Source organism: Streptococcus sp. 27098_8_148 (genome assembly GCF_041432105.1).
Taxonomy (GTDB): domain Bacteria; phylum Bacillota; class Bacilli; order Lactobacillales; family Streptococcaceae; genus Streptococcus; species Streptococcus parasanguinis_AE.
The window spans coordinates 158,033-176,822 of record NZ_JAPVYY010000004.1; the positions used below are offsets into that span (position 1 = coordinate 158,033).

General features: G+C 44.6%; 16 protein-coding genes. 15 read left to right on the top strand and 1 reads right to left on the bottom strand.

Features of this window, described 5'->3' with window-relative positions; translation table 11 throughout:
• The first annotated feature begins 31 nt into the window (after positions 1-31).
• The 7 genes from O3646_RS04940 to trxA all read left to right on the top strand — a co-directional run bounded on the left by O3646_RS04940 (position 32) and on the right by trxA (position 7,673).
• Positions 32-1,195, top strand: coding sequence for an MFS transporter (locus O3646_RS04940; protein ID WP_371610626.1), 1,164 nt, complete (start codon positions 32-34; stop codon positions 1,193-1,195).
• Between the two features lie 105 nt (positions 1,196-1,300).
• On the top strand, positions 1,301-2,452 hold the full coding sequence (locus O3646_RS04945) for an MFS transporter (protein ID WP_070594794.1): 1,152 nt from the start codon (positions 1,301-1,303) through the stop codon (positions 2,450-2,452).
• A 2-nt stretch (positions 2,453-2,454) separates the two neighbouring features.
• Positions 2,455-3,183, top strand: a complete 729-nt coding sequence (locus O3646_RS04950) for a pseudouridine synthase (protein WP_070594795.1) — start codon at positions 2,455-2,457, stop codon at positions 3,181-3,183.
• A gap of 372 nt (positions 3,184-3,555) precedes the next feature.
• A complete protein-coding gene (locus O3646_RS04955; RefSeq protein ID WP_371610627.1) occupies positions 3,556-6,291 on the top strand; it encodes a Cna B-type domain-containing protein in 2,736 nt (911 codons plus the stop codon).
• A gap of 263 nt (positions 6,292-6,554) precedes the next feature.
• Complete coding sequence (rpsO, locus tag O3646_RS04960; protein ID WP_003004251.1) at positions 6,555-6,824, top strand: 30S ribosomal protein S15; 270 nt, start codon at positions 6,555-6,557, stop codon at positions 6,822-6,824.
• 297 nt (positions 6,825-7,121) lie between these two features.
• A complete protein-coding gene (locus O3646_RS04965; protein ID WP_024054957.1) occupies positions 7,122-7,346 on the top strand; it encodes a DUF4649 family protein in 225 nt (74 codons plus the stop codon).
• Between the two features lie 12 nt (positions 7,347-7,358).
• Positions 7,359-7,673: a thioredoxin gene (trxA, locus tag O3646_RS04970; RefSeq protein ID WP_003013593.1), complete on the top strand. Its 315-nt coding sequence runs from the start codon at positions 7,359-7,361 to the stop codon at positions 7,671-7,673.
• A gap of 50 nt (positions 7,674-7,723) precedes the next feature.
• Here the strand turns inward: trxA and pepF are convergent, their stop codons facing one another.
• A complete protein-coding gene (gene pepF, locus O3646_RS04975) occupies positions 7,724-9,520 on the bottom strand; it encodes an oligoendopeptidase F (RefSeq protein ID WP_070594797.1) in 1,797 nt (598 codons plus the stop codon).
• Positions 9,521-9,675: 155 nt separating this feature from the next.
• Here pepF and O3646_RS04980 point away from each other — a divergent pair, with 155 nt between their 5' ends.
• The 8 genes from O3646_RS04980 to O3646_RS05015 all read left to right on the top strand — a co-directional run bounded on the left by O3646_RS04980 (position 9,676) and on the right by O3646_RS05015 (position 18,669).
• The gene (locus O3646_RS04980; RefSeq protein ID WP_070594798.1) at positions 9,676-10,977 is read left to right on the top strand and encodes a DUF6287 domain-containing protein; all 1,302 of its coding nucleotides are present in this window, start codon (positions 9,676-9,678) and stop codon (positions 10,975-10,977) included.
• Positions 10,978-11,081: 104 nt separating this feature from the next.
• Positions 11,082-11,819, top strand: coding sequence for a hypothetical protein (locus O3646_RS04985; protein ID WP_021154407.1), 738 nt, complete (start codon positions 11,082-11,084; stop codon positions 11,817-11,819).
• Between the two features lie 494 nt (positions 11,820-12,313).
• Positions 12,314-14,536: a polyribonucleotide nucleotidyltransferase gene (gene pnp, locus O3646_RS04990; protein WP_049491648.1), complete on the top strand. Its 2,223-nt coding sequence runs from the start codon at positions 12,314-12,316 to the stop codon at positions 14,534-14,536.
• 24 nt (positions 14,537-14,560) lie between these two features.
• Positions 14,561-15,178 (top strand): serine O-acetyltransferase, encoded by a 618-nt coding sequence (gene cysE / locus O3646_RS04995; RefSeq protein ID WP_003018264.1) that lies wholly within the window; start codon positions 14,561-14,563, stop codon positions 15,176-15,178.
• A 12-nt stretch (positions 15,179-15,190) separates the two neighbouring features.
• Entirely contained in the window at positions 15,191-16,057 is an 867-nt protein-coding gene (locus O3646_RS05000) for a GNAT family N-acetyltransferase (RefSeq protein WP_049491650.1), read from the top strand.
• Between the two features lie 20 nt (positions 16,058-16,077).
• Positions 16,078-17,421 carry a cysteine--tRNA ligase gene (gene cysS, locus O3646_RS05005; protein WP_049491652.1) on the top strand — a complete coding sequence of 448 codons (1,344 nt, stop codon included), beginning with the start codon at positions 16,078-16,080 and terminating at the stop codon, positions 17,419-17,421.
• Positions 17,414-17,812: a Mini-ribonuclease 3 gene (locus O3646_RS05010; protein WP_049487795.1), complete on the top strand. Its 399-nt coding sequence runs from the start codon at positions 17,414-17,416 to the stop codon at positions 17,810-17,812. The genes cysS and O3646_RS05010 overlap by 8 nt, the downstream gene beginning before the upstream one ends.
• Positions 17,809-18,669 (top strand): helix-turn-helix domain-containing protein, encoded by an 861-nt coding sequence (locus O3646_RS05015; protein ID WP_049491654.1) that lies wholly within the window; start codon positions 17,809-17,811, stop codon positions 18,667-18,669. The genes O3646_RS05010 and O3646_RS05015 overlap by 4 nt, the downstream gene beginning before the upstream one ends.
• The last annotated feature ends 121 nt before the right edge of the window (positions 18,670-18,790 follow it).

Sequence of the window (18,790 nt, forward strand, 5' to 3'; positions counted from 1 at the left end):
AATGTTACCAGTAAAGTGTAGGAAATAAACAATGAAAAAAACAATGGAAAGAATCAGTCTCTTGAGCTTGTCGCTCATGTTGATCTCATCTTTTTCAATAACAGCCGGTTTGCCGGCTATGAAGGCCTATTTTAGCCACTTCGGCTATTCAGCAGGCCAGGTAGAACTCTTGGTTTCCCTGCCAGCCTTTGCGGTCGTGGCCATGCTCTTTTTAAATAGCGTGATCGAGCGGTGGATGAGTGAGCGTCAGATGATTGTCGCAGGGCTTTTACTCTTTTCAACTAGCGGGCTCTTGCCTTTGGTCGTACAGGACTATCCTCTCATCTTTCTAAGTCGTTTGCTCTTTGGTTTGGGGACAGGAATGATCAATGCCAAGGCTATTTCGATTATCAGTGAGCGCTACTCGGGCAATGACAAGACTCGGATGCTGGGCTATCGGGGATCTGCTGAAGTGGTGGGCTCTGCCATCTTGACCTTTATGGTGGGACAACTCTTACCCCTAGGCTGGCCAGCGATCTTTGCCGTATATGGTGGTGGTTACTTGATTTTACTCCTCTATATCCTTTTTGTCCCTTATCCTAAGGAGAAAAAACAGGCTAGCTTGAAGGTGAAAAAGTCAGGATCCGTCCGCCTTCGCTCTCCTCAATGGCGTTTTAGTCTAATGCTAGCCGTGATTGCTGGTATCATCATTTGCTTCAATTCCATCATTAGCCTGCGCGTGCCGGATATCATTGTTGACGCTCGTATGGGAACGGCGACAACAGCTGGAACGGTCCTAAGTCTGATGCAATTGACAGGGATTGTAGCAGGAGTGGGATTTGCTAGTTTGACACATGTTTTCAAAAAGAACTTGCTCATGATCATGTGCTTTGGTTTCGGTCTAGCGTTAGCCTTGATTGGCTTGTCCGGACAGCTGTGGAGCCTGGTTCTAGGAACCCTCTTGGCAGGATTTACCTACAGTACGGGGGTCACCAGTATCTTTTATCACTTATCTGAAAAAATCCCGACCAATCTCCTGAACCTTGCGACCTCGCTTGTCTTGATTGGCTGCAATCTTGGATCAGCCGTCTCTTCTTTCTTCATCCAGTTGGTGACGCCACTAGCTCCTTCCAATCATCTGCTCTTTGTCTTGATTGGTGTTTTGATGGTTGGAACAGGAGTCTTCGCCTCACAATTACTAGCACGAACGAAATGATTGAGAAATCATTTCGTTTTTTTAATTCAATCTATTGCGTCCTGTCACTAGCTCGTGTTATTATAGGAGGAGTGTGAAAAAAAGATTAGTTTAAAGGAAAAAATAATGAAAAGAATCATGGAGAAAGTGAGTATTCTCGCGCTTTCATTTATATTGACGACTTCGTTTTCGATTTCGAGTGCGCAGTCGGCCATGTTTGCCTATTACAAGGGAATTCCTCACAGCATGATTGAGCTCTTGGTCTCGCTTCCTTCTGCAGGGATCATGGTTTCACTCATCTTCAATAAATGGATTGGGCGACTATTTTCAGAGCGTCAGATGATTGTGACAGGCCTAGTCGCTTACGCTCTATGTGGCTTTATTCCCTTAATCAGTCCAGCCTATCCAGTTGTCTTTTTGTCTCGGATTATTTTCGGGATGGCGGTTGGCTTGCTCAATGTTTCTGCCATTGCCATTATCAGTGAGCGCTATAAAGGAAAAGAACGTGTCCAAACCCTTGGCATTCGGGGTTCTGCAGAGGTTGTTGGGACAGCTGTTTTGACCTTTGGAGTGAGTCTCTTGATTCGCTTTGGCTGGCAGGCTGCCTTTCTCGTCTACGGTATCAGTATTCCAATCTTACTTTTATATCTCTTATTTGTGCCATATGGATCTATGACGGAAGCAGTGGAGGAAAAACACCGGGATGTCAAGATGACGGGGGAACAATGGCGGACAGCGCTCGGCTTAGCAGTCGTTGCGGCGTCGATCGTCTTGTCCAATGTCATGATCACCGTTCGGATTCCAAGTGTGGTCGAGCAAGTAGGGCATGGTACTGCCCAAACTGCTGGGATTATTTTAGCAGCCATGCAATTTGTTGGGATCTTGGCAGGTTTGGCCTTCTCGCCCTTGACCCAGCTGTTTCGCGATCGCTTGTTGGTAGTTTCGGGAGTGGCCTATGGTTTGACCCAACTGTTGATCGGGGTTTCTACCAATCTCTGGATGCTCGCCATTGTGACCATCCTTGCAGGTTTTGCCTACAGTGTAGCTCTTACAACAGTTTACAATGTCTTGTCAGATAAGATGCCAGCAGGGGTCTTGAGCCAGGCAACGTCCATGGCGGTTTTGGGATGTAGTACAGGTTCGATCGCAACGACCTTTGTCCTTAGTCTATTAGGGACGATCTCATCTACTCCAGCCTTCATTTTTGGATTTTCTGGTATCCTCATGATCCTGATTTCCTTTTTTGGCCTTTGGATTGTGCGAAAGAGCGGGAAGTAATCATGCGGCTAGATAAATTTTTAGTGGATTGTGGCGTGGGGAGTAGGACCGAGGCCAAGCAGCTTCTCAAGCAAAAGAAAATCACAGTGAATGGGAAAAAAGAGACAGCAGGGAAGCTACAGATTGATCCAGACAAGGATCAGGTGACCTTTATGGGGGAAAATCTGGTCCATGAAACCTTTGTGTATTATCTGCTCAATAAACCAGCTGGGGTCATCTCCGCTACAGAGGATGACCATCACCTAACTGTGCTGGATCTATTGGATGAGACAGCTCGTCATAAGGAAGTCTTTCCTGTCGGACGGCTAGATATCGATACCCGTGGCTTGCTACTTTTGACCAACAATGGGAAGTTGGCTCATGCTATGCTTTCACCGAAGAAGCATGTGTCGAAGGTCTACCGTGCCCAGGTGGCTGGGATCATGGCTGAGGCAGATGTGGCCCGTTTTGAATCAGGCATTGCCCTCAAAGACTTCACGACTTTGCCTGCGAGATTGCAGATCTTAGAGGTGGATGAGGCAAGCGCCAGTTCCTATGTCGAAATTGAAATTGCAGAAGGAAAATTCCATCAGGTCAAGCGCATGGTCGCTGCCTGTGGCAAGGAAGTAGTGGATTTAGAGCGGATCTCTATGGGTCCTCTAACACTAGATCCCACTCTTCAATTGGGAGAATGGCGGAGACTCCAACCTTCTGAACTCAAGTCCCTAGAGGTGTTTGGAGTTCCCTTATAAGCAAAAAACCAAGAGGCTGGGACAAAAGTCCTAGCCTCTCAATTGTCTTTGGATTGTCGAGCAAGACGCAGTGGTTGAGTGGCCTCTACTACGCTGATTTCATCAGCTTTTATAGCCCTACTCAACTGTGCGGAGGTGGGACGACGAAATCGAATTCTAACGAATGACCGATTTCTGTCCCACTCTCTATTTTTCTTTGTATCAAAAAAATGTACTTAAAATACAAAAAAGCATATATAATAGCTTGTCTTCTCAAAGTAAATCGATTATAATGAAAAAAGATGGGTTGTGTATAAAATCACAATATGTAGTGATAATTTTTCGACTCACATACCTTATCTAGTAAACGTAGAAAAAGGAGAAAAATCGTTTATGAAAAAGAGGCTTTATTCTGTTGTGATAGCAGTTGCCCTATTTTTACTAGCGGCTTTAGGATTTGCCAAACCCAATAGTCCAGCTAAAGTCCATGCAGATACGATCAATGATGTTGTGACATCTGTAAACATATCGAAATCAACTGGTGGAGCGATTACAGATCCACTCGGTGTTTGGGAGAGTTTTCAAGTTGAAGCAAACTTTGTGTTGCCGAATGGACGTGTAAAAAAGGGAGATCAGACCGTTATCCAACTTGGAGATGACTTTAAGGTCTTTGAAACGGACACCATCGATCTGCTGGATCCAAGTGGTCAAAAAGTTGCGACAGCAACGGTAGATGATCAAAGAAAAGTCATCACTGTAACCTATACGGATTATCCTGAAAGAATGGCCAATGTGACAGGAAAACTGCGTTTCTTTGCGCGTGTAGACCACCAAGTCGTCAAAGGTCAAAAGACACTTGATTTTACTCTCACGATCGATAAGAAAGTGATTTCAGGTGGGAATATCGATTACAAAGGGGTGAATCCGGGTGAAAATCCTCCTACTCCAGAAGTCTTTAGCAAATGGGGTTGGACCAACTCAGATAATAAATTAAAATTGACCTATACCTTGAACATCAATCAAGGTCACACTGCCCTTCATAATATTGATATTAAGGACCAATTGGCCTTTACAGATGGAAAAATCAAAGCAGATTCTGTCAACATCCATACAGGAACTTGGCAGGTCGATAACGAAGATGGTGCCTATCATCTGCGGAATACTACAAATGTAACCAAGAATTATTCCCCTGTTGTCAGTGCTGACGGTCGTTCTCTGACGGTTCATATCGGAGATCTAGCTCCAGAACAAGGGATGACTGTTCGCTATGATGTTTATTTGGACAAGGTCCCAGCCATCAATACATCCTACAAAAACAATGCGACGATGACCGCGACAGAAATCAAGGAGCAAAATAAGGTTGCAGATATTCTGTATCAATTCCTTGATGGAGACTTCAATGGTGAGAAATACTCCTTCACCATTCATAAAAAAGGTGAAAATGGTCAGGCTCTTGCAGGTGCTGTTTTTGCTGTGACAGCAGATGATACTGGTGAGCAAGTTGGAACCATTACGACAGATGAGAATGGTGTTGGCACCATTACTGGTTTGATCAAACAAGCTTATACGGTTCAAGAAATTCAAGCTCCAACAGGCTATGTTCTCTCGAAAGAACCTATCAAGATCAGCAAGGATGATTTTGGAAATGACCTTGCGATTACTCGTGATGTTGTGAACCAAAAAGAAAAAACAAGCGTTGCTGGCCAAAAGACATGGAATGATAATGACAACCAAGATGGCAAGCGTCCATCAAAAATCACCGTCAACCTCCTAGCAAATGGTGTCAAAGTCGCTTCTAAAGAAGTGAAACCAGATGCTACAGGAACTTGGGCTTATCATTTTGATAATCTCGATGTGGTCGATGATGCTGGCAATGTCATTGCCTACACTGTTTCAGAAGAACCTGTTGAAGGCTATGAAGCGACTATTGAAGGAACCAATATTACCAACAGTCGGACACCAGAAGTTGTTGAGATTCCAGTAACGAAAGTTTGGAAAGACAATGATAACCAAGATGGCGTTCGTCCTGACAAGGTCACTGTTCGTCTCCTTGCAGATGGTACAGAAGTAGCTAGCCAAGAGCTAAGTGCAGCGACTGATTGGAAGACAGTCTTTACCAATCTTCCAAAATACAATCACGGCAAACAAATTGTCTACACAGTCACAGAAGACACAGTAGCCAATTACTCTGCTGCGATTGATGGAACAACCATTACCAATAGCTACAAGCCAGGTAAAACCAGCGTTACTGTTACAAAACGTTGGGAAGACAACAATGACCAAGATGGCAAACGTCCAAGCGCCATTAAGGTACAGCTCTATGCAGATGGCAAAGCTCAAGGAAAAGAAGTGGAACTTTCTGCTAAAAATAACTGGACCCATACCTTTAGCAATTTGCCTCTAAAAGCGAAAGGCAAAGAGATTCAGTACCAAGTGAAAGAAGTTGGGACAGTCAAAGGCTATACTAGTACGGTCGATGACAGTAACAAGGGAAATGTAGTGATCACCAATAGCCGCACACCAGAAGTAACAGAAGTAGCGGTCAAGAAGATCTGGGATGATGCAGACAATAAAGATGATCTTCGTCCTGAAAAAATCACAGTTCGTCTCCTTGCGGATGGTCAAGAAGTAGCTGTAAAAGAAATCACAGCTACTGATAATTGGCAGGCAAGCTTCACGGATCTACCCGTATACAAGGAAGGTAAGAAGATTGCCTACACGATTACAGAGGATCCAGTAGCAGGTTATACAAGCAACATTGATGGTTTCACGGTAACCAACCGTCATACGCCACCAACAACACCTCCTACCACACCACCAAGCACACCGCCAACGACACCGCCTACAACCCCACCAACGACACCGCCAACGACACCGCCAACGACACCGCCTACAACCCCACCAACGACACCGCCAACAACACCTCCTACAACGCCACCGACGACACCACCAACAACGCCGCCAAGCACACCGGAAAAACCAGAAACTCCAACCACACCAAAAGAAGGAAAGAAAAAAATTCTTCCATCAACTGGTGAAGTTGTTGCTTACGGGTTGACCATACTCGGTGCACTCTTAGCAATTTTTGCTTTGGCTTTGCTCTTGCGTGGTAAACGGAAAGAGAAATAAGCTTCATACCGATAAAAGGCAAATATCCCAAAAGATATTTGTCTTTTTGAATAAGTTGCTTGAAGAATGATCCATCAAACTGTCCAAATTCCCAAGGTTCTTTTTAGAAAAGTGAAAAGCTCCTCTCAAAGGAAACATAAGTGTTTGACAGAAAGATGAAATCTTGATAGAATAAGAAGGTCGAATAGACAACTAACTCTTTCTTGGTAGCAGGATATGCCAAACCTGCCACTCGGATAGAGCATAAAGAAAAGGAGCTTATCATGGCAATCTCAAAAGAGAAAAAAAATGAAATCATTGCACAATACGCACGTCACGAAGGTGACACTGGTTCAGTAGAAGTACAAGTTGCTGTCCTTACTTGGGAAATCAACCACTTGAACGAACACATCAAACAACACAAAAAAGACCACGCTACTTACCGTGGTTTGATGAAGAAAATCGGTCGCCGTCGTAACTTGTTGGCTTACCTTCGTACAAACGACGTTAACCGTTACCGTGAGTTGATCAACTCTCTTGGACTTCGTCGTTAATCTGCTCTATTTTCCACTTACGCTGCGTTGTCACCTTGCCTCGATATACTCGAGTATAATCTTCGGCTACGGTTCCTAGCATCGTAAGGTAAAATAGACCAGATCTATCTCCCTTCGGGGAGATTTTTTGTTTTCACCAAGATTTTAGCCCGAGCTCAAAACAGCTCTCTGGATTCAGAGGGCTTTTTTGTTATCTTTTTTCGGACAAGATTCATGATTCTGAGTAAGTCGTTTTATTTGACAGATGTAATTGACAGAGTTACAATAGACACATCTTAAGAAATAGAGGTTATCGATATGATTGATATTACATATCTAGATGGTGCAAAACAAGAAAGAGTCATGCATTTTGATTCCTACGATGAGTTTGAACGCTCCCAACAAGCTTGCTTGATTGGGGTAGCAGATTTTTATCCTGTTGTGAAACTGACCTATAATGGGCATGAATTGGATTACCAAGGGACTTACGGAGATGTCTTCTTCTATTTGATGAAGCAAGATTTGACGCAGTACCAAAACTAAAGGAGAAAGAAAATGGCAAAAGCAATTACAGACGCAACATTTGAAGCAGAAACAAAAGAAGGCTTGGTCTTGGTAGACTTTTGGGCAACCTGGTGTGGTCCATGTCGCATGCAAGCTCCTATTTTAGAAAAATTATCGGAAGAACTTTCGGAAGATGAGTTAAAAATCCTAAAAATGGATGTGGATGAAAATCCAGAAACAGCGCGTGCTTTCGGCATTATGTCCATTCCAACCTTGCTCTTTAAAAAAGATGGGCAGGTTGTTAAACAAGTAGCAGGAGTGCATACCGCAGCACAAATTAAGGCCATTGTGGCAGAGTTGAGTTAAAAAGCAAAAAAGCTAAAGAGGAATGAACCTTCTTTAGCTTTTTTTGAATCTTATTCTCCCAATTCTGCACTGTAAGCAATAATTTGATCGACAGTGTCTGAAAGGAATTGGATGGTATCACGAAGTGGTTTGTCAGTTGAGATATCTGCTCCGATAATCATGGCTGACTCAAGTGGTGTCTTGCTACCGCCTGATTTGAGGAGGTCCAGCCAATCTTTAGCTCCGTTTTCAGAGTTTTTCAAATGCAAGTAACCCGCTGTTGAGATTACTAATCCAGCTGAGTAGGTGTAGCTGTAAAGTCCCATGTAGTAGTGGCTTTGGCGCATCCAGGTCAAAGCCGCATCGTCATCTGTTTCAACAGCGTCTCCCCAGAATTCGGTCAAGACTTCCTTCATGATGCTATTGAGCTTGCTAGCGCCGAAGGTTCCACCTTCTTCAATCAGGGTGTAGACCTTGCGTTGGAAGGCTGCTTCCAGCAAGTGGGTGATGAAGTTGTGGAAGTAGGTGTCTGTCAAACGGTGAGCTAGGGCAAAGCGTTTTTGACGAGGATCGTCAAACTGGTGTTCCAAGTAGTCGCTGAGGAGGAGCTCGTTAAAAGTAGAAGGAGCTTCCACATAGTAGGTCGACATGTGGGCGTTGAAGTAGCTTTGGTTGTTGTCTGAGAAGATGAATTGACCAGAATGTCCGATCTCATGGATCAGGGTATAAACATCGCTCATCCGTCCTGTCCAACTCATCAGGACATAAGGATGGACACGGTATGGATCGGCTGCATAACCACCGGAATCCTTGCCTTCATTGGCAGCAAAGTCGACCCAACGTTCGGTTTGGTAGCGGGCAATTTCGCGGGAATATTCTTCGCCAAGAGGTTCCACAGATTTCATGACCAAATCATAAGCATCATCAATGGTAACATCTGGGTTGAGCGCACTGTCCAAGTCCAACTTCCAATCAGCAAAGGTCATTTTCTCAAGGCCGTTGACCTTGGCCACGTGTTTGAGGAATTTTTGAGCTACTGGAGCGAAGTCCTTCATGATCAGGTCAATCTGACGATCAAACATGGCACGATCCACTTCCTGCTCAGCTAAGAGATAGTCAAATACGGAATCGTAGCCTCGCATATCTGCGATTAGTTTTTCAGATTTGACTTGGGCTAGATAGGTAGCAGCAGCCGTGTTTTGGTGCTTGCGGAGACCTTCTGAGAAGGAACGAAAGGCTTTTTCACGGACTTCCGCATTCTCATGGTTTTGGTAGAAGTTTTCATAGGTGACAAAGCTATTCTTGTAAACTTCTCCATCTACTTCAAAATCAGCCATTTCAAAGTCACCTGCCCGCATCTTGGTATAGATGTCTTGCGGTCCGTAGAAGACTTCACCAAGGTTGGTCAGAGTTTTTTCCACATCAGCTCCCAAGTAGTGAGCTTTTTTGATTTTAGCCTGACGAATGGCAAAAGTGAGGTGAGGGAGTTGTCCCAGACGTTCAAGGACTTCTTCATCCGCTTCTACCAAAGCATCATCAAAGAAGGAAAGTTCAACGCTGGCCCAAGTTTCGAAATCCATCCCTGCTTGGGCAATTTCCGCAAAAGCTTCATCGCTAAAGTCCGTCGTTTGGGGCATAAAGCTGTAGTTGCCAATGTGGCTGAGTTGGATCTGAATTTGTTCAAAGACTGCAAAGGCAGCTTCAAAGTCTTCAAAGGTGTGGAGGTTGCCTTTGTAGTTACGGACAAATTCATTGATTTCTTCACGTGTTTTTTCAATGGCACGCAAGAAGTCTTCCTGGTCTTGGTAGAGGGCTGTGAGGTCCCAGAGTTCGTTCTCAGGAAATTCAGAACGTTTTTTTAATTCCATAGTGTTCTCCTTTTGATCAAATAACTATACTAAGTATAGCAGAAAAAAGGGCAGAAACATAGAGGAAGAGGGGAAAATGCTTGTGTAAAAATCTTGAAAAGAGGTGGAAAAATCAACCATTTTTGATATACTAGGATAGATATGAGGAGGTTTTTATGAAAAAGGTTATGATTTCACTACTGGCGGGTGCGTCCGTTTTATCTTTGGTGGCTTGCACGCCTAAACGCTACGAGCGCCAAAGTAAACCAAAGACAGCAACGTCATCAACTGTTAAAAAAGAAAAGAAGGATACCGGTCAAAAGAACTATCAAGAAGTATTAGATCGCTACAAGGCTTATGCAACCGCAATTAATGCCAAAGACCAAACGGCTTTACAAAATGAACTGAAGAAGATTGAAGCAACTTCAGAAGAATATGCGTATGTCTTTAACCTTCAAACACTTGGAAGCACCAATGAGTGGCACTATGCTTTTGAGGATCTTAATCGTGATGGTAATGATGAACTGCTGATTGGGGATGGCAAAACGATTGCTGCTGTGTATTATTTGAAAGATAAGCAGCCAACCTTGCTCCATGTAGCCTATGTGGCTTCTGCAGGTGGCTATCGCTCCAGTTTAGATCTTTTCGATAATGGACAAATCGTCTACGCCACTTGGCAATCCCTTAATCCAGAAATGGAATTGACCCTTTATTCGCTAGGAAAAGGGGAGGCCAAGGAAGAAAAGAAAGCAACCATTCAAATTGGTGGCAAGGAAACGGCAGAGCAAGCTCTTGGGATTTCAGCCAAGAAGTTAGACCTCACTAAGCTCGATTGGAAAAATTTTGACGGTACAGGGGATTCCAAATCAACAGCGAAAGCAGAAGAGAAAAAATCGGGAAGCTTCCAAGTACAAGTCAGTGTAGCCGATCTTCGTATTCGGAAAGAACCGTCTACCTCCGCCCCATCTGCAGGGATGATCTCAAAAGGAACTCACACCATTACGGAAACCGTAGATGCCGATGGTCATACCTGGGGCAAGCTTGAATCTGGACAAGGCTGGATCGCCCTTGACTTCACAACGCGTGTGGATGGTTCTAAATCAGCAAGCACAAGTAAGAAAAGCAGTGGAATGAATATTCAAGAAATTCAGAACGGTGATTTTTCAAGTATTGCAGGGACCTGGAGAAATGGGAAAGGAATGAGTGTAACATTTGATGATAACGGTATATCAAAGATAAATGGTGCACCAACAGATCAGGTTGTAGACCGCTTTAATCATGAATTTGGATACTTAAGTAGTAGTGTTCATTCAACTGCCCCAGCTGGTGCTTCAGCAATGAGTTTTTTCCCAGCAGGTCAAGAGTTTCCTGCATCATTAAAATATGGAAATTTTTCTGTTGATAATAGTAAGGATATTATTTATTGGGGTCAGAATGTTATTTCAGATCAAAGCGACTTGTTCTATAAGGAAGACTAAAAAAGGTTAGAAAAACAAAAAATTATATTTGCTAGTGGTCTCTTCATTGATACTGAGTAAATAGATTTCCTTTGATAGACTAGGATAAAAAAATAGGAGATATTGTGAAAAAATTTATTATTTTATTCTTAACAGTTGGTTCGGTAATTTCCCTAGCAGCCTGCGCCCCAAAACGCTATGAGCGTAAGCACAGTCCAGTAGGAGCTTCATCGGTCAAAAAATCATCTGACAAGGCGCAAGAAAAAGAACAGTCAGAAGAAGCTAAGTCAGATGAGCATGATAAAGAAGCCATTGGGACCTTGTCAAAAGCGGACCAAGCGGATATCTACTCGATCATTGAAAACAGTGCGTCTTTGACCTATTCACTTCAGGTGCAACCGACTCGCTTGCTAGAGTTGAACAATGATCACGGTGCGGTTGATGGTTACCCGCAAGACATGTTCATTGATTACTACAATACCTACACGCCGGGAACCTATAATCTGCAAGATGTCATTGATAAATTGAATGCAGAAGAGACATCGGACTCTATCCGCAGTCTGTCACAAGACAAGCTGATCCAACTGACAAACGAAAAGAAGGACGGCTGGCTCTATTCGACAAAAGACAAGGCCTTCTACGAAATTGTACCTGGTGGTCGTGGAGGAGCGATGCCACCGATGGAAATCCCTTCGCCTGATGAATGGGTGGTCAATGAAGATTCAGTTGAAGTGACAACGACTATCCAAGGTACTTCCGATCCATACAGACGTTTTGTCTTGAAACGTAACAATAAGAACTACAAGGGTGGAAGCCATAAAACACGCTTTTATGTCGACAGTACAGAATTCGCGAAATCTTAAAAATAAATAGAAGCTATACCTGGATCTAAAATTTTTATATAGGTCTCTTAGAAGATTCGCAGAAAAAGGCCCTTAAAGCCTTTTTCTTTTGGGCTTGAATATGTTAAAATAAAAGGTATACGTGCTTGGATACAAAGATGAGGATATAACAAATAGATGGGCTCTTGAAATTCCTATCTCGTTGAGTTGGGTAGCCTTAGTATCTTGAGTAATTGAATTTTGGCCTCATTTCTTAGGAAAAAAGATAAGCTTCCTAGCACTCATCGAGTGCGGCGTCACCTTCCTATTTTTCTACAGAAATGTTCGGCAAGCCGAACCGTCCAAAATATCTTGATAGTTGAACACGGGCTAAATCCCTAGTGAAAAAGATAGATTTCCTAGTGTGCGTGGCACACTGCGTCAATCTCCTATTTTCATACGGGATTCTTCACGCCCTTTGTATCCTGATTTTTGTAGGCAAGTCGTATAATTTTATCAATCCAAAGGGGATTACAATGACAAAACAAGTGTTTCAAACGACTTTTGCGGGTCGTGAGTTAATCGTAGAAACTGGTCAGGTTGCCAAGCAAGCAAATGGCTCTGTTGTCGTGCGTTATGGGGAGTCGACTGTCTTGACGGCAGCTGTCATGTCTAAGAAGATGGCAACTGGGGATTTCTTCCCACTTCAAGTCAACTACGAAGAAAAAATGTATGCGGCTGGGAAATTTCCTGGTGGCTTTATGAAACGGGAAGGTCGTCCTTCTACAGATGCGACTCTGACAGCGCGTTTGATTGACCGTCCAATCCGTCCAATGTTTGCGGAAGGTTTCCGTAACGAAGTGCAAGTTATCAACACAGTCCTTTCTTACGATGAAAATGCATCTGCCCCAATGGCAGCTATGTTTGGTTCATCCTTGGCTCTTTCTATCTCAGATATTCCGTTTGACGGACCTATCGCTGGGGTCCAAGTAGGCTATGTTGACGGGGAAATCATCATCAACCCAACGCAAGAACAAGCTGAGCGCTCTCTTCTTGAATTGACAGTAGCTGGTACCAAACACGCTATCAACATGGTAGAGTCTGGTGCCAAAGAATTGTCAGAAGAAATCATGTTGGAAGCTCTTCTCAAAGGGCACGAAGCCGTTAAAGAATTGATTGCCTTCCAAGAAGAAATCGTTGCGGCAGTTGGGAAAGAAAAAGCAGAAGTGGAATTGCTTCGTGTGGATGCTGACTTGCAGGCTGAAATCATCACAGCCTACAACAGCGACCTTCAAAAAGCGGTCCAAGTAGAAGAAAAATTGGCGCGTGAAGCTGCGACTCAAGCAGTCAAAGATCAAGTCACAGCAGTTTACGAAGAAAAATATGCCGACCACGAAGAGTTTGATCGCATCATGCGGGACGTGGCTGAAATCTTGGAACAAATGGAACATGCAGAAGTGCGCCGTCTAATTACAGAAGACAAGGTTCGTCCGGATGGTCGTAAGGTCGATGAAATCCGTCCTTTGGATGCACAAGTCGACTACCTTCCTCGTGTGCACGGTTCAGGTCTCTTTACTCGTGGACAAACGCAAGCCCTTTCTGTCTTGACATTGGCACCAATGGGTGAAACGCAAATCATCGATGGTTTGGATCCAGAGTACAAGAAACGCTTTATGCACCACTATAACTTCCCACAATACTCGGTTGGTGAAACAGGTCGTTACGGTGCGCCTGGTCGTCGTGAAATTGGTCACGGTGCTCTTGGTGAGCGTGCCCTTGCTCAAGTATTGCCAAGCTTGGAAGAATTCCCATATGCCATCCGTTTGGTAGCAGAAGTATTGGAATCAAATGGTTCTTCATCTCAAGCCTCTATCTGTGCGGGAACACTTGCCCTTATGGCTGGTGGTGTGCCAATCAAGGCCCCAGTAGCTGGTATTGCCATGGGTCTCATTTCAGATGGAAACAACTACACCGTATTGACAGATATCCAAGGTTTGGAAGACCACTTTGGAGACATGGACTTCAAGGTAGCTGGTACGCGTGACGGAATTACTGCCCTTCAAATGGATATCAAGATCCAAGGGATTACTGCAGAAATCTTGACAGAAGCGCTTGCTCAAGCCAAGAAAGCTCGTTTTGAAATCCTTGATGTGATTGAAGCAACGATTCCAGAAGTGCGTCCAGAATTGGCACCAACTGCTCCGAAAATTGATACCATCAAGATTGATGTGGACAAAATCAAGATTGTCATCGGTAAGGGTGGAGAAACCATCGATAAGATCATCGCAGAAACAGGCGTTAAGATTGATATCGACGAAGAAGGTAACGTATCGATCTACTCGAGCGACCAAGATGCGATTAACCGTGCCAAAGAGATCATTGCTGGTTTGGTGCGTGAAGCCAAAGTGGATGAAGTCTACCATGCCAAAGTGGTTCGGATTGAGAAATTCGGTGCCTTTGTCAACCTCTTTGATAAGACAGATGCCCTCGTTCATATCTCTGAAATGGCTTGGACGCGCACCAACCGTGTCGAAGACTTGGTAGCGATTGGCGATGAAGTGGATGTCAAGATTATCAAGATTGACGAAAAAGGTCGTGTCGATGCTTCTATGAAGGCACTATTGCCACGTCCGCCAAAACCTGAACATTCAGAAGAAAAAGGTGAAAAGGGTCCTCGTCATGGCGATCGTCCTCGTCACCACAACAAAGACCACAAACCTAAAAAAGACTTTATCATTACACAAAAAGATTCAGAATAATCATTAGAAAAGGAGGAGCACGGTATGGGATGGTGGCGTGAAACCATCAATATTGTAAAAGAAAATGACCCAGCAGCGCGTACCTCGCTGGAGGTCCTTTTGACCTATCCGGGCGTCAAAGCACTGGCAGCTCACCGTGTTTCCCACTTTTTGTGGAACCATGGTTTTAAGCTCTTGGCGCGGATGCATAGCCAATTCTGGCGTTTTTGGACCCAGATCGAAATCCATCCAGGTGCGACCATTGCTTCGGGTGTCTTTATCGACCATGGAGCGGGTCTCGTTATCGGGGAAACAGCCATTGTTGAAAAAGGTGTCATGCTCTACCATGGGGTGACCCTTGGGGGAACAGGAAAGGATGTCGGCAAACGCCATCCGACGGTACGTGAGGGAGCCTTGGTTTCCGCCCATGCTCAAGTCATCGGCCCGGTGGAAATCGGAGCCAAGGCCAAAGTCGGAGCGGGAGCTGTCGTCGTCTCAGATGTACCAAGTGATGTGACCGTTGTCGGTGTTCCAGCCAAGATTGTGCGGGTGCACGGTCGAAAAGATGAACCGGTTATTCACCAAGAAGAAGAAAAACGGGAATACTATATGAACAAGCTGGAGCATGCTAAGGAAGCTAGCCATCGGTCTTCGAGTTTGTAAGGAGATCGCTACGTGATTCAATCAACCAATACATTGAATGACCACCAACTACTGGAAGCAAAGGCCCTTATTGCCACCTGTCAGAAGTATGACGGAACGTTTCGGGATCCTTATCTCTCCAATATGCTCAATTTTGATCCCGATATGCCCGCCTTTTTCCTTTATTATGAAAAAGGTGAACTTGTTGGCCTATTAACCGTCTATGCGGATGACCAAGATGTGGAAGTAGCGATCCTGGTCCATCCCAATCATCGACGTCAGGGAATTGCGCGTGCTTTGTATGGAAGTTTTGAGAAAGAAACGGCATCTTATCCAATTGAGTCTGTGACTTTTCAGACAGAGCGTATTTTTCTAGAGTGCCATCCTGATTTTGCCAGCAATTGGGGACTGGTTGAGGATGAAGAGACAGAAACTTGGTTAGGACGTGATCGAACCGCTTATGCATTAGATTCCCGTTCGGATGTCGATGTGCTCTTGGCAGAGCCTTCTTATCTTGAAGCCATTGCCCAGCTCCACCACCAAACCTTTGCAGATGAAGTGGAAGCACCGGAAGTGAGCCACAGATACATTTTGGAGGCCTTGAAGGATCCTGATAGTCTGCTTTACATGTTACTCAAAGAAGGTCAAGTGATTGGCGTTTGTACGGTCGATATGTCTGGAAAATGCAATTACCTTTATGGACTAGCGATTGCTGAAGTCTATCGTGGGCAAGGTTACGGAAGCTATCTGGCAAAATCCCTCATCAACCAACTCATGGAGCAAAATGATAAGGCATTTCAGATTGCAGTGGAAGATAGCAATGTAGGTGCCAAACGCTTGTATGAAAAGATTGGCTTTATCAAACAGACTCAGGCGGTTTATTTGAAGCCAAAAGAGTAGAAACAGAAAGGAAATGAAGCGTGTTAAAAATTTATGATACCATGTCTCGTGATTTGAGAGAATTTATCCCCATCGAGGAAGGAAAGGTCCGCATGTATGTTTGTGGGCCAACGGTTTACAACTATATCCACGTAGGGAATGCCCGCTCAACGGTGGCCTTTGACACGATTCGTCGCTACTTTGAGTATCGTGGCTACGAAGTTGCTTACATTTCCAACTTTACAGATGTGGATGATAAGATCATTAACCGTGCCAAAGAAGAAGGCATTACTCCACAGGAAGTGGCAGACAAGTATATTGCGGCCTTCCGTGAGGATGTAACGGCTCTCGGGGTCAAACCTGCAACCCGCCACCCTCGTGTGGTTGAGTTTATGGATGACATCATTCGTTTTGTCGCTGACTTGATCGAAAAAGGCTATGCCTATGAGAGCCAAGGTGATGTTTATTTCCGTGTGGAAAAATCCCACAACTATGCAAAATTAGCCAACAAAACTCTAGAAGACTTGGAGCTAGGCGCTTCTGGTCGGACAGATGAGGAAACAGCCCGCAAGGAAAATCCAGTCGACTTTGCCCTTTGGAAAGCTGCCAAACCAGGAGAGATTTCCTGGGACAGCCCTTGGGGCCCTGGCCGTCCGGGTTGGCACATCGAGTGTTCGGTCATGTCAACGGAGATTTTAGGGGATACCATTGATATTCACGGTGGTGGTGCTGACCTTGAATTTCCGCACCATACCAATGAAATTGCCCAGTCAGAAGCTAAGACGGGAAAAACTTTTGCCAACTACTGGATGCATAATGGCTTTGTCAATATTGACAATGTCAAGATGTCCAAGTCCTTGGGGAACTTTATCACCGTGCATGATGCTCTCAAGACCATTGATGGCCAAGTGCTTCGCTTCTTCTTTGCGACCCAGCACTACCGCAAGCCCATTAACTTCACAGAAAAAGCGGTGCGCGATGCGGAAACCAACCTCAAGTATTTGAAAAATACCTATGAGCAACCGTTCACAGGAGGAGTAGATTCAGCAGACTTGCAAGGCTTTGTGGACAAGTTTATCGCGGCTATGGATGAAGATATCAATGCGGCAAACGGAATCACTGTCGTCTTTGAATTGGCTAAATGGATCAATTCAGGTCACTACAACCAAGACGTCAAGGATGCCTTGACCAAGATGTTAGAAGTCTTTGGAGTGGTCTTTGTCGAAGAAGTCTTGGATGCAGATATTGAAGCCTTGATCGCTGAACGTCAGGAAGCGCGTGCTAAGAAAGATTTTGCCCGAGCTGATGCCATTCGTGATGAATTGGCTGCGCAAGGAATCAAGCTCTTGGATACAAAAGAAGGTGTAAGGTGGACACGTGATTGATGTCAATCTAATCAATGGGATTGCCCTTGCCTTTGAGGGAGATGCAGTCTATTCCATGTATATTCGCAGACACCTGATTTTTCAAGGGATGACCAAGCCCAATAAGCTTCACCAGGCTGCCACCCGCTATGTCTCTGCTAGAGCTCAGGCCAGCTTGATTGAAGGCATGCTGGAGCAAGAAATTCTGACGGAAAAAGAGTTGGAGATCTACAAGCGCGGTCGCAATACCAATAGCCATACCAAGGCCAAAAATGCCGATGTCGTGACCTATCGGATGTCGACGGGCTTTGAGGCTGTCATGGGTTATCTCCATATGACGGGGGAGCTCTATCGTCTAGAAGAGCTGATTGACTGGTGCATCCAGCAAGTAGAAGAAGGAAGAAAGCAGTGAAAAATATCAGAGAGTGGTTCCCTCATGCAGAGGTGACGGATCAAGCCAATCCACCAGCTGGTTATGTAGCCATTCCCCTTCAGGCTCATCAATGGCTGCTGCTGAAGGAAGAAGAGCTAACCGAGCGAGAAAAACAATTGATTTCCTGGTTGGGTGGTGAAGAAGAGGTTGCCCCTAATCCTTGGTACCAATACCTGATCGATGGAAAGGGAGAAGCCCCTCAAGTCATCAAAAAAATGCAACTCGTCTATTGCCACATCTCGCACTCGACAGCAGAAGGGACAGCTTCTTGGTTGGAGATGATGCAGACACTCTTGCCCAATTTCCGAGCAACCTTGCAACTGAGTGGGCAGGACTATGTGCTCATTCTGGACCAAGACCAGTCTTTGCCTGTGGCCGATATCTTAAAAGATACCGTCTCTGCCATGGAGTATGACTTCAATATTCGTTTATCTATCCTGGTCGGGCAAGTATGGACCGAGTCTAAAGACGGGAAAGTGTCTCCTGTCATCCGAGCAGAACAGGCTGTCTTTCGAGCTTGGATTCGAGAAGGTCATCAAGGTGTTTATCGCTTTTCTCAACTCTACCTATGGGGAATCGAGCAGGCAGATTTGGAACTCCATCCTATCAAAGAACGTTTGCATCAGTTGATTGGAAGTCAAGACCAGTTGCAGGACATCATTGTCGCCCTCTGGGACAACGGGGCAGTCGTCACCAAGGCGGCCCAGCAACTTTATCTCCATCGCAATTCCCTTCAATACAAGATTGACAAGTGGGAGGAGTTGACGGGTCTTCAGTTGAAAAATCTGACAGATCTAGCCTTGTGCTATCATTTAGTTTTACAAGATGTGATTTAAACAGAATCAATCCAGAGTTTTGTGCAACTTGCACAAAACTCTTTTTCTTTTTTGTGAGACTTGCCATAGAAATGTAAAACGTTTTCATTTACAATAGAACTATAAAAATCAAAGGAGTACC